The sequence below is a fragment of the Paenibacillus xinjiangensis genome (genome assembly GCF_059686975.1).
On sequence record NZ_JCAALS010000016.1, the window covers coordinates 139,827 to 153,762 of the forward strand.

The following is a 13,936-nucleotide window of genomic DNA, read 5'->3' on the forward strand; positions in this document are numbered from 1 at the left end:
GATGATGAAGCTTAAGCTGCCAAGAGAAGACAAGCAGGCGCTTGTCGAGAAGGTTCAGCAGTATTTTGAGCTGGAGCGATCAGAGACGATTGGATCCATTGCGGCTGAGCAGCTGCTTGATATGATGATCGCAGAGCTCGGGCCGCATGTATATAACCAAGCCATACAAGATGCAAGGAAGACTGTCGTAGAGCGGATGCAGTCTGTAGAGGACGAGCTGTATGCGCTGGAGCAGAATACGGGGAACTTAAGCAATCGGCCAAGGTGAGGAGACACAACGAATGAAATACGAGATGATCTTATTCGATGCGGATGATACTTTATACGATTATGCACTAGCAGAAGCACATGCACTAACGAGTGTGTTCCAAGAGTTCGGAATAGAAGATACAGACAACAGCTATGTGGAGCGTTATCGGGTTATTAATCAGGGACTATGGAATGAATTCGAGCAGGGGAAGATTTCCTCTGTGGATCTACGGAGGGAAAGATTCGCAAGACTGTTCGTAGCGGACAGTGTGCACGCAAGTATCGATGCGGACCACTTCAGCGCAAGCTATCTGAATTACTTGGGCGAAGGGTCGTTCCTGCTGGAGGGAGCAGAGGAGCTGGTTAGAGGCTTGCTAGGCCGAGTTCGTCTAGCTATAATTACGAACGGCATCAAACAGGTCCAGATGGCCCGGATTAGCAGATCGGGATTGCTGGATACATTCGAGCAGATTATCGTATCCGAGGATACCGGCTTCCAGAAGCCTCATGTTGGTATTTTTGATTATACCTTCAATAAGCTTAATATCGTGGACAAGAGCAAGGTGCTTATCGTAGGCGATTCCTTGACCTCGGATATTCAAGGCGGCATCAATTACGGAATGGACACCTGCTGGTTCAATCCCAAGAACAAAGCCAATACAACAGGCATTCAGCCAACGTACGAGATCAAATCTTATGCGGAGCTGCTGTCGATCATCTAAGCTGACGCGCGCACGAAGCCATTCGAACGAGAATCTGTTCGAATGGCTTTTATTGTACCTCGATTAGGATGGAAATCGGATAACGCGATGCTCGAATCGTTCGATCCGAAGGGGACCAGCTGGAACGTGGCTGTCTCGCAGAAGGTCAGTCCCATCGTCCGGAATTGTGACTGAGCCGCCATCACCATTCATATTCACAATGACCCACACGGTATAGTCCTGTCCGTACCGCGGTGCAATAATCGTTCCCGGTGTCACATCCGTTCTTAGCCGAACACCGCTCTCCTCGGCATAATGATTAATGATTGTCCGTAGAAGCTCGTCTCCGCTATCCTCAGCAGGCATGGAGCCCAGCATAACCATCTTGCCTTGACCTCGTTTCCTTTCCGTAAGAAAGGCTGTACCTGGCGTTAATCCAGCTGTAACATTACCGATCACAATTGTCTCCTCGTGCGCCTGGAACACGGTACTCCACATGCTAAGGGGAGTAGATAAGCCGAAAGCTTCGCCTACTGCTCCTGTCCCATCTATCGGATAGCTGAATACAGTATCTACTCCTGCAAGCTGCTCTAGATGAGATAGCGCAGCATCCGTATGCACCGTATGCTCTTCTGTACGCCCTCCCGTGCAGGGACCGACTATCCAAATGCCGCCTTGCTCCACGAATTGCAGCGCCTGCTGTGTATAGCTGGGTGACACATAAGGGAGGAATGGGGTGAGCAGCAGCTTATAACCGTTCAAGCTCGCTTCCTCTGGAAGCAAATCGCGATGAATGCCCATTGCAAGCAGTCTCGTGTAATAGTCCGTTACTAGTGCTCGATGGTTAGGCTGCCGCAGCGGCTCTGTCTTGAGAAAGGCTTTGGCACGGTCCGAATAGGTGAGCGCGACATCTGCCTGAGCTGGCTTGGTCGCAAGTAGGATAGGCTCTAGTGCCTTCCTTGCCAGCTCGACCTCTACAACTTGACTGAACCCTATTGTAGGTTTACCCCAAGCGCTTATGACGGAGCCGTGAGGCTGCTCACAGCCGGCATGCTGCTGGCGCCACAGCCAGTAGCAGAATGCTTCCGCACCAAGCGCATAAGCTGCAACTGCTTCAGCCCTCAGATAACCGCTTGGATGCGGAACCGCACTGCTTACCAAGGAGCCGCTGTAGCTGGGGCTTGTCTCCATAATCCAGAAGGGCTTGTCTTTCTTGAAATTACGCCATAAATCGCAATTGATCAGATAAGCGGCATAGTTCTGCGAAGAAGCATAGGTATCGAAGGAAGCGAAATCCAGGTTACGGAATAGCCTCTCGTTGTCTACATGGAAAGCGATACTGCTGTTATGCGTAATAGGAGCACTGGAGAATTGGCGTATGATCGCAGCTTGTCCATCTGAGAATCGGGCAATGGCTTCCATCGAGAACAACTGATACATCGTCGTAAGTGAAGAGTTATGCAGAAAAGGGGCAGGCCCCGGCTGAGGCACCTGCTCGAAGCTGCCATACCGCTCGCTCCAGATCTGCGTTCCCCAAGCGTCATTCAGCCGATCTATCGTTCCATATCGTTCCTTCAGCCACTCCTGCCACAGCCGGAGGCAGGTTGCGCACATACAGGCCGATACATGAGCCTTGAACTCGTTATCAATCTGCCAGCCGATGACACCGGGAAGACCGCCGAGGGCCTGCGCGATATGCTCTGTAATAAGGAAAGCACGCTGCTGGAAATAAGCATTGTTCGTGCAGGCGTGCTGTCTTGAGCCATGTCCCATGACGATGCCTTGCTCACTCACGAACATTCGCTCTGGATGTTCATGCGACAGCCATACGGGTGGAGTTGCGGTTGGCGTACACATGACCGTCTCAATGCCACTCTCATACAATCTCTCTATCACATGAACAAAAAAACGTAAATCAATTGCATCCTGGGTCGGCTCCATTGCCGCCCAAGCAAATTCCCCGATCCGCACAACGTTAATGCCAGCTTCCTTCATTAAAAGAATATCCTGCTCGAGAATCGCTTCATCCCATAGCTCCGGATACCAGGCGGCTCCGTGATACAGCTTGCCTCCCATGCTGCTCATCTCCTTCACAATCCGTTTTGCCTACTACTCTAATCGTCGAATAAGACGCGCACAATAGAACTTTATTGCAACAGGGACAAGCGGGCTATGACACTTTTGCTCGATTTGGACTTTTTTGAAAAAACGCTGCTAAACCCCGTCGTTACACGGTTCAAGAATGTCTAATTGCCGGAAAAGAGCGTGTAATTACATAATGGGGTACACCGCTGACGAGGCGGTCAACGACACTTGGAGGTGATCAAGGATGAAGCAGGTAACGGCTCTGAATGTAAAGCAGCCATCTTACCAGCCAAGTGTGCTAAGCAGACTGAAAAAGGATAAATGGCTGTATTTTCTGCTGCTGCCGGGGCTACTGTATTTTCTCGTATTCAAATACGTTCCAATGTGGGGCGTCATGCTTGCTTTCAAAAACTATCAGCCGTTCACGGGGTTCTGGAATAGTGAATGGGTGGGATTAGAGCATTTCCGAATTTTGTTCACGAATCCAGAGTTTTTCATGCTCCTTCGCAACACCCTGCTGCTATCGTTTTACAATTTGATTTTCTTTTTTCCCGCGCCAATCATACTTGCTATTCTATTGAATGAAGTCAGGCTGGCATTCTTCAAACGCACGGTGCAGACGCTCATTTATGTGCCGCATTTTATATCGATGGTTATTGTAGCGAGTATGACCTATGTATTCCTGACGACAGAAGGTGGGCCGGTCAATGAATGGCTCTTCACCAATACAGGAAACAAGATTGAATTTCTAGCTAGTCCGGATTGGTTCAGGCCGATCATTATCCTCCAATCCATATGGAAGGAATGTGGATGGGGAACGATCATATTCCTCGCTGCTCTATCCGCGGTAGATGTAGAGCAGTATGAGGCGGCAACGATAGACGGCGCTAACCGCTGGAGGCAAATCTGGCATATTACGCTGCCTTCTATCAGCAGCACCATTATTATTCTATTGATCTTAAGGATGGGCAACATCCTGGAGAACGGCTTCGAGCAAATCTATCTATTGCTTAATCCGCTTAACCGTGAGGTAGCAGAGGTGTTCGATACCTATGTCTACATGATGGGGATTACCCAAGGCGCATTCAGCTATAGTACGGCCGTTGGATTGTTCAAATCCGTTATCGGCGTCATTCTTGTGCTGGGTACGAACTGCTTGGCCAAGCGATTCGGACAGTCCGGGCTCTATTAGAAGCGAGGAGGTATACAATGGCTAGAACTTATAAAAGCGTCTCCGGAACGATATTTGATTCAGCGAATTACATCATTCTGACGTTGTTCGCACTTGCTGCGGTGCTTCCTTTCATATATGTCATCTCGGGCTCATTCGCAACAGATGCGGAGCTGACCAAGCGAACCGTATTCCTGATTCCGGAGACGTTCACCTTGGCTGCGTATGAATTTATATTCAGCACCAATACGATTATGAATGCGATAGGCGTGTCGATGTTCGTCACGATTATTGGAACGGCAGTCAATCTGCTCTTCACTGTAACGATGGCTTACCCGCTTGCCCGCAGAAGCCTGATGGGCCGCAATACGGTGCTGAATCTAGTCATTTTCTCGATGCTGTTCGGCGGCGGTATGATTCCGACCTATCTCGTTATTCGTGAGCTGGGCTTATTGGATACGTATGGAGCACTTATACTTCCGGGAGCAATCAGCGCTTTCAATCTGATTATTGTGAAAAACTTCTTCCAGGAGCTGCCTCCGGGATTGGAGGAAGCTGCGCGAATCGATGGCTGTACAGAGCTTGGGCTGCTATGGAGAATCGTGCTTCCCTTATCGAAGCCGGTGCTCGCGACCTTTACCTTGTTCTACGCGGTAGGCCATTGGAACGACTTCTTCTCATCGCTGCTCTATATCAACACGCCAGAGAAATGGCCGCTGCAGGTCCTGCTCAGACAGATCGTGCTATTGTCGCAATCGGCGGCAGGAGATCTGAATTCGATGGATCCGAACTTCGTCAAACCGCCGGATCAATCGATCAAGATGGCTGTAATCGTTGTAGGCACCTTGCCGATTCTGATGGTGTACCCATTCCTGCAGAAGCATTTCGCCAAAGGGGTATTGATTGGTTCAATCAAAGGGTAAACAGCGTGACAGCTGAGCCGATAGGAGCGTATTGAGGCAGTAAACATCTCTTGCTGGCAGCAGACACTTCAAATAGACAGACAGTGAGAGATTTTACGATATAATACAAATAGCTAAGGGAGGTTCATTCATGAAAGGAAATCGCAAGAAGGTTACAAGCTTAACAACGCTGCTAGTGGCAGGAACCATTGCTGCTACGACACTCGCAGGCTGCGCACAGTCCAGCAATGGAACCAATGAAACAGGTGGAACAAGCAATACACCGGCAACGGCTGCCCCAACGGCTGGAACGAAGGAGCAGGAGCTGCTTAAGCTGAGCATTATGCTGCCGATATTCAAGACGAATTATCCGAAGGATGATAGTCCGGTAGCAGCCGAGCTGGAGAAACTAACGAATACAGATATTCATCTGGAATGGGTGCCGAATGCATCATATGCAGATAAATTCAATATCACACTAGCGTCAGGGAAGCTGCCGACGATTATGTATGTTCCGGATGTGAAGTCACCGAGCTTCGTCAATGCGGCTAAATCGGGTGCTTTTTGGGAAATTGGGCCTTATCTGAAGGATTATGAGAACTTAAGCGGAGCTAATCCGGTTATTCTGAACAACTCCACTGTGGATGGGAAGAACTATGGCCTCTATCGTGGACGTGCACTTGGTCGTAACGGTGTCGTCCTGCGGAAGGATTGGCTGAATAACGTGGGTCTGCCGCTGCCGGAGACAGTCGATGATTTCTACAATATGCTGAAAGCGTTCAAGGAGCAGGACCCGGATAAGAACGGCAAGGATGATACGTACGGCATGGTGCTCGTAAAATGGACAGGGCAATGGGCGAGCGGCTTCGATACGATCAAGCTGTGGTTCGGGGCACCGAACAAATGGGGCGTAGTAGACGGCAAGCTTGTGCCAGAGCATCAAACAGCGGAATATTTGGAAGCGCTTAAATTCATGAAGAAGCTGTATGATGAGAAGCTGATTAACCAAGATTTCGCTATCATGGACAGTGCCAAATGGACCGATCCGGTCGTTAATAATCAAGCGGGTGTAATCGTCGACGTAGTCGATGGCGCCGCACGCATCGATGACAAGATTCATGCTGCTCTTGCAGCAGCTGGCACAGATAAGCCTGAAGAGCATTATATGGACGTTATTGGCGGTGTGAAGGGAGCGGACGGTGTGCTTCATACGCTGCCGACATCAGGCTTCGCAGGTATGCTGGCTATACCGAAATCGTCGGTGAAGACAGAGGAGGAGCTGAAGCGCGTTCTAGCATTCATGGATCAATTGGGTGACTCCGATCTGCAGACCATGCTTGGATACGGCCTTGAAGGCATTCACTACACAGTAGAAGACAATGCGGTAGTATCAAGCAAGGATACGGTATTGCTGGAATCGGAGGTAGAAGGCTTGAATCAGATGCTATCCTTCATTCCAGAGGATCGCGCCATGAAGGTGAAGCAAACGCCGCTTCGCTTGAAGCAGACTGAGCTCCAGAAGGAGAACGAGAAATCAATCGTGACGAATCCAGCGGAGCCGCTCATCTCCAAAGTGTACACAGAGAAAGGAGCACAGCTGGATAACGTCATTAATGATGCAAGAATCAAGTTCATTGTGGGCCAGATTGATGAGGCAGGCTTCCAAGCTGCACTTGAGCAGTGGAAGAAGAATGGCGGGAATGACTTGACCGCAGAGATGAATGAGCTGTACGCAGCAAGCAAATAGCAAGGTGAAGATGGAGTGGACAGAGGCCGCTGGAGCATGGCGGACTCTGTCTTTTCCACTAGCTGGCTAAGGTAGTTCAAAAGTAATAAACACACATAAATGGAAAAAGGACTTGTTCTATTGCCCGTACCGTTATATGGTTGACTAATAAGTTGAAGGCGTTTACATTACGTGATAACCTTCAGCTGCATCCATTATGAATTCGGTTGGTGAATCCTATGCTAAAGACCATGAGACAATCTATTCTATTGCGAAAAGGCGCTAAGAGCAGCAATAAAGGCCGATTATATCGCAAAATATTAATTATGCTCCTCATCGTGGCCAGTGTTCCTGGGCTCATAACGGGGGCTCTTGTCTATTGGATGGCAGGTGGACGTCTCGATAGCGAGCTGCTCCAAATCCACAACAAACAGATAGAGCAGCGGGCTGTGAATATCGATGAGCAGCTGGAAAATTTGGAATTAATGCTCTCTCATTGGGCTTTTGATACAAAGTTCGATTACAGCTTAAATACGCCAGATTTCATCAAAGATTTCGAGAAGGCTAGAGACATTACGAAGACACTAGTCGTGATGCAAGGCTCTAATACGATGAACAGATTGGTAGGGCTGTACTTGGGAGGGGCTCAGCCAATTATGTTCGATCCGGAATATACGGTGTTGGATCATACTGCGAGTGCTGATAGGTATGCAGGACTAATGGATTCCGATAAAGTGGCGTATTGGACGCAAAAGGAATTCGATCCGAGCAGGCCCGGCTCTTCTGATCTGACTCTTGTTCATCATATCCCTGGCGGCAGTCTGCATCCGTTCGGAGCACTGTTTATTCGATTGGATAATGAGAAGGTCAGTGAAATGCTGGGGACGATGACGCCATATGAGGGTGGTGAGACCTTCCTTCTGCAGGATAATGGAAAGGTGTACGCTTCTGCCGAAGGGAGCAGTCCGGATTCCCCATTCGTTACAGCTCTAAGAGAAGAGATTGGGGAGAGGGGATCAGGAGGAACGTCCTTCTTCTTCAAATGGAATAACGCGACATACACGGTTTCCTACGGGAAGTTCTCTCGAATAGCGGATAGCTGGACCTATGTGTCTGCATCACCGATCACGAGCATAACACAACCGGTTGTGTTTATATCTCAGATGATATTCGCGGTCAGTCTCAGCGCTCTCTTCATCGCTGCTCTGCTCGCATGGCTTGCTTCGAGAAGAATGTATCTGCCAGTGAACCGGCTGATGAACGTCCTGCTAGCAGGCAAGAACGTAGCCGGGGAGAGAGAGGATGAATTCACGCTCATTGAACGGCAGTGGCATCACCTGCACAGGGAGAGCACCGAGCTGCATACGAAGCTCTCAGAGCAGCTGCCTTATGTGAAGGAGAGCTTTCTTCACCAGCTGCTGCAGGGCTATCTGTATGCGCATTCGGAGGAGGATCTGCTCAGACGGATGGAGCGTTACAAATGGGAGGTTCGTGAACGGCGGTTCATCGTTCTCTATGTCCAGCTCACGGGAATTGCCAGCCTGGAAGGCAAATTCAAGGGCGGTGATGAGGGACTCGTCACCTTCGCAGCGGTGAATATGATTGAGGAGCTGGCAGCGGTCCATTTTGAACAGAGCAATACGATTAACTTCCATGATCTGGCGGCAGGCTTGCTGCTCATTGTACCGAAGGACCGCAGCTATATGGACGAGCTGCATGCTTTCGGCAATGAGCTGACACAAGCGATGAACCAGCTATTGCGAATGAAGGTGACGATTGCAATCAGCCGCCCAGCCGAGGCGATATCGGATATTCCGCTTGCCTTCGAGGGCGCTAAGCATGCAGCAAGCTATCGCAATTTTAATATGGACAACCAGATTATCGATATGGAGCAGCTGAATGCAGGCGGCAATAACGGGGGAGAGCTGCAGTATCCGTTCACGCTGGAGCGGGAATTCATACAGGCGCTTCGGACAGGCAGGGAGACAGAAGCCTACGAGCTGCTGGATGATTTCCTGGCAGCACTGTCCTGTTCAGATGCCAAAGCAGTCGATGTGCAGCAGGGTATGCTGCAATTGCTGGGCAGTGTGCAGCATGCGATTATGGTATCCGGCATCTCGCCGAACCAACTGTTCCGGTGTGCGAATCTATACGAGCAGCTATCGCAGATTCGTGAGCCGATGCTTATACTCGCGTGGTTCAGAGAGAAGGTTACTGCCCCATTCTTGAAGGAGCTGGTAGGGCGCTCCGATATGCAGGTGAAGCGATTAATTGAGCAGGCAATGGTCTATTTGCAGCAGAATTATATGACAGATATTTCGCTGGACAGCTGCTCGGATCATATTGGCACGAATCCGTTCTTCTTGAGCAAATCGTTCAAGCAGGTAACAGGCAAGAATTTCATTGATTATTTGACAAGTCTGCGGATGGATAAAGCGAAGGAGCTGCTGCGAGAATCGGGTCTCAAAATTAATGATGTAGCCGAGCAGGTCGGTTATCAGCACAGCTACTTCAATCGTATTTTCAAGAAGCAGGAGGGCATGACGCCAAGCCGGTACCGCGAGCTCAGCCAAGCGAATTAACGCTGATGCAATAATGTGCAAATGGTGTGGAAATGTGCAAGATCGCGAAATCTCCGCTGCAAGAATATCTCATTGCTTGTAACGTCATGTTTGTTTTATCGTTTGAATTAGATAGTGCCTGAAGGGAACTGCGAAAGCGGATGGTTCTTACGATCGCTGTTGCCCTCGGATTTCTTCTAACTAGGTTAGAAGAGGTAGAAATCCGAGGGCAAAGGCGAGCGCTGACGCTTCTCCAGAATCCATCCTCTTTTCTCCGTTTGTTCAGGCTCCTATTTAAGTTCAAAAGGATATTGAAAGCTTGACTCTGTGGGTCGAACAAAGATAGTGCCTGAAGGGAACGGCGAAAGCGGATGGTTCTTACGATCGCTGTTGCCCCCGGATTTCTTCTAATAGGTTAGAAGAGGTAGAAATCCGAGGGCAAAGGCGAACGCTGACGCTTCTCCAGAATCCATCCGCTTTCTCCGTTTGTTCAGGCTTCTACTTAAGTTCAAAAGGATAATGAGAAGCTTGACTCTGTGGGTTGAACAAAGATAGTGCCTGAAGGGAACTGCGAAAGCGGATGGTTCTTACGATCGCTGTTGCCCCCGGATTTCTTCTAATAGGTTAGAAGAGGTAGAAATCCGGGGGCAAAGGCGAACGCTGACGCTTCTCCAGAATCCATCCTCTTTCTCCGTTTGTTCAGGCTCCTATTTAAGTTCAAAAGGATATTGAAAGCTTGACTCTGTGGGTGGAAAGATAGTGCCTGAAGGGAACTGCGAAAGCGGATGGTTCTTACGATCGCTGTTGCCCTCGGATTTCTTCTAACTAGGTTAGAAGAGGTAGAAATCCGAGGGCAAAGGCGAACGCTGACGCTTCTCCAGAATCCATCCTCTTTTCTCCGTTTGTTCAGGCTCAATTGAAGTTCACGCGAACCAAGGTGAATGCTTACAATACTGGTTTTGCTGCGCAAAGCCATTAGGAGAGTGAACTATGAACACGAAGATCAAGTTGAAATGGTTGAAAAAAGAAGCCGCTATACCGGTCGGAGTGACTTGGGGAATCCCTTGGAAGGAAGGCGAGCTGAAGCGTGAGGATTCACTTGCGCTGCAAAGCCCGGGCGGATTTGCACAAGTGCCGTTACAGAGCTGGCCAACCGCTTATTGGCCTAATGGAAGTGTGAAATGGTCTGCGCATGCAGCAGCTATGCCAAGTCTCGGGGAACAGAGCTATGAGATCGTACGAGGAGCCGCAGCAGTACCTGAGCAGCCTATCAAGACTCAAGAAACAGAGCAGACGATTGTTGTTGATACAGGACGGATTGTATGCACACTGTCCCGACAAGGCGATAAAATGATCCGAAGCATCGTTAGGGATCACGCCACAATATGCAGTGGTGGAGATTTAGTAGCGCTCAAAGAAACGACAAGCTTAGCTTCAGGAGAACGAACTGTTCGAGAAGAGCCGTTCGGGTTCCATATTCATAAAGCGGTCATTGAACAGCAGGGACCTGTGCGTGCTGTTGTGCGGCTGGAAGGCAAGCATCGCTCAGACACAGGGAAGAGGGAATGGCTGCCGATTACGATTAGGCTGTATTTCTATGCGGGACTCGAGACGATTCGAATCGTGCATACGTTCCATTATGACGGCAATCCGAATGAGGATTTCATCAAAGGACTCGGCATCGCTTTTACTGTGCCGATGAGAGGACCTCTATATAACAGGCATGTCAGGTTCGCAGGGGACAGCGGTTTTTTCAGCGAATCACCGAAGACGTTACATACTCGACGGACAAAAGGCAAGTACCGCGAGCTCTTCCAGAAGCAGCTGGATGGCGGATTAGTGAGCTTCGATGCGGTAGAGGATCAGTATTTTGTCGGGCTGCTGGATGATTCGGCGGTATGGGATGACTTCAAGCTGGTGCAGCACTCCTCTGAGCATTATCAAATATCGAAGCGGACGAAGGCGGAATGCTGCTGGCTCAAAGCTGGGGAAGGCAGACGCTCGGGAGGTCTCGGTTATGTAGGGAGTGAGAGCGGGGGGCTGGCGGCAGTACTGCACCATGCATGGGAGAAGCATCCGTCCAGCCTGCATATTCATGGGACCACGGCAAGCGAGGCAGCATTAACGGTCTGGTTCTGGTCTCCAGATGCAACCGCTATGGATCTTCGCCATTATGATACAAGCACCCATGTAGAATCCTCCTATGAAGGGGCAGAAGAGCTGCGCGCCACACCTTATGGAATCGCCAATACGAGCGAGGTTACGATATGGTGCTTGGCAGCTACGCCTGATCTAGAGCTGCTGCCGGAATTAAAGGGCCAAGGCGAATCTCCTTCGCTGCTCATCTGTGAGCCAGACTATTATTATGAGACACGTGCATTCGGACTGTGGAGTCTGCCTGATCGAAGCACGCCTGCCAAAGCTTATCTAGAGGATCGCATCGACAGTATTGCGGCATTCTATCAGGCTGAGGTAGAGCAGCGCAAATGGTACGGGTTCTGGGATTTCGGCGACTTCATGCACAGCTATGATCCAGTAAGGCATGTATGGAATTATGACTTGGGAGGCTGTGCGTGGCAGAATACGGAGCTTGTGCCGAACATGTGGCTATGGGTATTATTCCTACGTTCAGGCAAGGAAGATATATTCAGGCTGGCAGAGGCGATGACGCGGCATACGAGTGAAGTGGATGTGTATCATTTTGGCGAATATGCCGGTCTTGGATCGCGTCATAATGTGGTGCATTGGGGCTGCGGCTGTAAGGAAGCTCGAATCGCGATGGCTGGGCTGCATCGTTATTACTATTATTTGACTGCAGATGAGCGGACTGGCGACCTGATGGATGCGGTAAAGGATGCCGACTATACGACGGTTAATCTGGACCCGATGAGAGCTTATTTTCCGAAAGACGAGCATCCGACTCACATTCGAATTGGACCAGATTGGTCGGCGTTCAGCTCGAACTGGATGACGAGGTGGGAGCGCTTCGAGGATGAAGCGTACCGTGACAAAATCATAGTAGGAATCGACTGTGTGAAGCAGGCCAAGTACGGCTTAATATCTGGTCCTACCTACGGCTATGATCCGAAGTCTGGCATTCTGACTCCTCTCGGTGACGATAACTGGGGTCGTCATTTGATGATATGTATGGGTGCCCCACAGGTATGGTTCGAGCTTGCAGCGATGCTGAAGGACCCGGAATGGGAAGAAATGATGGCCGAATTCGGCGCTTATTACAATCTCTCGCAGGAAGAGAAGGATCTAGTTACGCATGGAGAGGTCAGTACGAATCGGTTCGAGCATCCCGTTCTTAGTATAGCGATTGTGGCTTACGGTGCTGCTTATAAGCAAAATGCAGCTGCTGCGCAGAAAGCTTGGTCTATATTGCTGAGTAATGATTTTGCGAGGATAAATCTTCAAGAGGAAGCATCTGACGTAACCTATGTTGGAGGCTTGAAGGAAATTGACTGGATTAATACGAATGAGGCCGCACAATGGTCATTAAATACGATTATAAGTCTGGATTTGATTGCCGATGAGCTGCCGGAGTCATTCGAAGCACTTACAACAGAGACGGTGAAAGCATGATCCCTGAGAGCTGGAGGCTCATCTATAGCAACCCGCTTGCTTCGGCTGCGGATATAGAAGCTTTTCGTATCGAGGGCGATGCGGCTGTATCTTTTCCAATGAATCGAATGCGGCTGGAGAGCACTAGAGAACCGGAGGAAGGGCAGCAGGCGAATGTGGTGCTGTGGTGCCCCGAGCAATTGCCGGCTGAGTTCGCAATGAAATGGGAGTTCCGTCCCATTCGGGAGCCAGGACTTGCCATTCTCTTCTTCTCGGCTGCTGGAAACCCTGGAAGAGATCTGTTTGATCCCGCGATAGCCGCTCGCACAGGAGAGTATGAGCAGTATCATCATGGAGATATCGATGCTTATCATCTATCGTATTTCAGGAGGCGCTGGCCGGAGGAACGACAATTCCACACCTGTAATCTGCGTAAAAGCTACGGCTTCCATCTAGCGGCGCAAGCAGCTGATCCGCTGCCTTCTGTTAGTGATTGCGTAGGGGCTTACCGCATGCTGCTAGTAAGGGAAGGTGCACACATACGTTTCTATATAAACGAATTGCTCGTGCTGTCTTGGACGGATGACGGGGAAGCGTTCGGTCCACTGCTTGGCGCAGGGAAAATCGGCTTCAGGCAGATGGCGCCGCTCATTGCTGAGTATGCGAAGCTTGAGGTGTACGGGAAGCCCGAAGGGGAGTAGGGAATTTGCTAGGATGGGGCAAGCCTTAGAGCTAAGTTACCCTGCATTTCATACAGTCAAAAGTGCTTGTTCATCAAAAAAGGATCATTACATTGTATTAGGTACAATCAAATGATCCTTTTCCGCGCCAAACCGTATTCATTCGGCAAAGCTATTGTATGGATGGACCTCTGTCAAGAAAGTGGACAACATCAATCATTTAGCTTCCCCTTTTGTAATACATGGACTCAAACTGAACAGGCGATACGTACCCTAAAGTTCCGTGAATTCGCT

Annotated in this window: 9 protein-coding genes; 8 read left to right on the forward strand and 1 reads right to left on the reverse strand. The window is 49.7% G+C overall.

Features of this window, described 5'->3' with window-relative positions; genetic code table 11:
* Position 1 precedes the first annotated feature (1 nt).
* Together AC6ESP_RS17240 and AC6ESP_RS17245 are read left to right on the forward strand one after the other, a co-directional pair.
* Positions 2 to 268 carry a DUF2164 domain-containing protein gene (locus AC6ESP_RS17240; protein ID WP_497097959.1) on the forward strand — a complete coding sequence of 89 codons (267 nt, stop codon included), beginning with the start codon at positions 2 to 4 and terminating at the stop codon, positions 266 to 268.
* Between the two features lie 13 nt (positions 269 to 281).
* Positions 282 to 971 carry a YjjG family noncanonical pyrimidine nucleotidase gene (locus AC6ESP_RS17245; RefSeq protein ID WP_497097960.1) on the forward strand — a complete coding sequence of 230 codons (690 nt, stop codon included), beginning with the start codon at positions 282 to 284 and terminating at the stop codon, positions 969 to 971.
* A gap of 63 nt (positions 972 to 1,034) precedes the next feature.
* Here the strand turns inward: AC6ESP_RS17245 and AC6ESP_RS17250 are convergent, their stop codons facing one another.
* Positions 1,035 to 3,026 carry a beta-galactosidase gene (locus tag AC6ESP_RS17250; RefSeq protein WP_497097961.1) on the reverse strand — a complete coding sequence of 664 codons (1,992 nt, stop codon included), beginning with the start codon at positions 3,024 to 3,026 and terminating at the stop codon, positions 1,035 to 1,037.
* Between the two features lie 253 nt (positions 3,027 to 3,279).
* Between AC6ESP_RS17250 and AC6ESP_RS17255 the strand changes: the two genes are divergently transcribed.
* The 6 genes from AC6ESP_RS17255 to AC6ESP_RS17280 all read left to right on the forward strand — a co-directional run bounded on the left by AC6ESP_RS17255 (position 3,280) and on the right by AC6ESP_RS17280 (position 13,663).
* Positions 3,280 to 4,227 (forward strand): ABC transporter permease, encoded by a 948-nt coding sequence (locus AC6ESP_RS17255; protein WP_497097962.1) that lies wholly within the window; start codon positions 3,280 to 3,282, stop codon positions 4,225 to 4,227.
* Between the two features lie 17 nt (positions 4,228 to 4,244).
* Positions 4,245 to 5,129 carry a carbohydrate ABC transporter permease gene (locus AC6ESP_RS17260; RefSeq protein WP_497097963.1) on the forward strand — a complete coding sequence of 295 codons (885 nt, stop codon included), beginning with the start codon at positions 4,245 to 4,247 and terminating at the stop codon, positions 5,127 to 5,129.
* Between the two features lie 130 nt (positions 5,130 to 5,259).
* Entirely contained in the window at positions 5,260 to 6,855 is a 1,596-nt protein-coding gene (locus tag AC6ESP_RS17265; protein WP_497097964.1) for an extracellular solute-binding protein, read from the forward strand.
* A gap of 230 nt (positions 6,856 to 7,085) precedes the next feature.
* The gene (locus tag AC6ESP_RS17270; protein WP_497097965.1) at positions 7,086 to 9,416 is read left to right on the forward strand and encodes a helix-turn-helix domain-containing protein; all 2,331 of its coding nucleotides are present in this window, start codon (positions 7,086 to 7,088) and stop codon (positions 9,414 to 9,416) included.
* Positions 9,417 to 10,385: 969 nt separating this feature from the next.
* Positions 10,386 to 12,983 (forward strand): exo-rhamnogalacturonan lyase family protein, encoded by a 2,598-nt coding sequence (locus tag AC6ESP_RS17275; RefSeq protein WP_497097966.1) that lies wholly within the window; start codon positions 10,386 to 10,388, stop codon positions 12,981 to 12,983.
* On the forward strand, positions 12,980 to 13,663 hold the full coding sequence (locus tag AC6ESP_RS17280) for a DUF1961 family protein (RefSeq protein WP_497097967.1): 684 nt from the start codon (positions 12,980 to 12,982) through the stop codon (positions 13,661 to 13,663). Before AC6ESP_RS17275 ends, AC6ESP_RS17280 begins: the two co-directional genes overlap by 4 nt.
* Positions 13,664 to 13,936 lie beyond the last annotated feature (273 nt).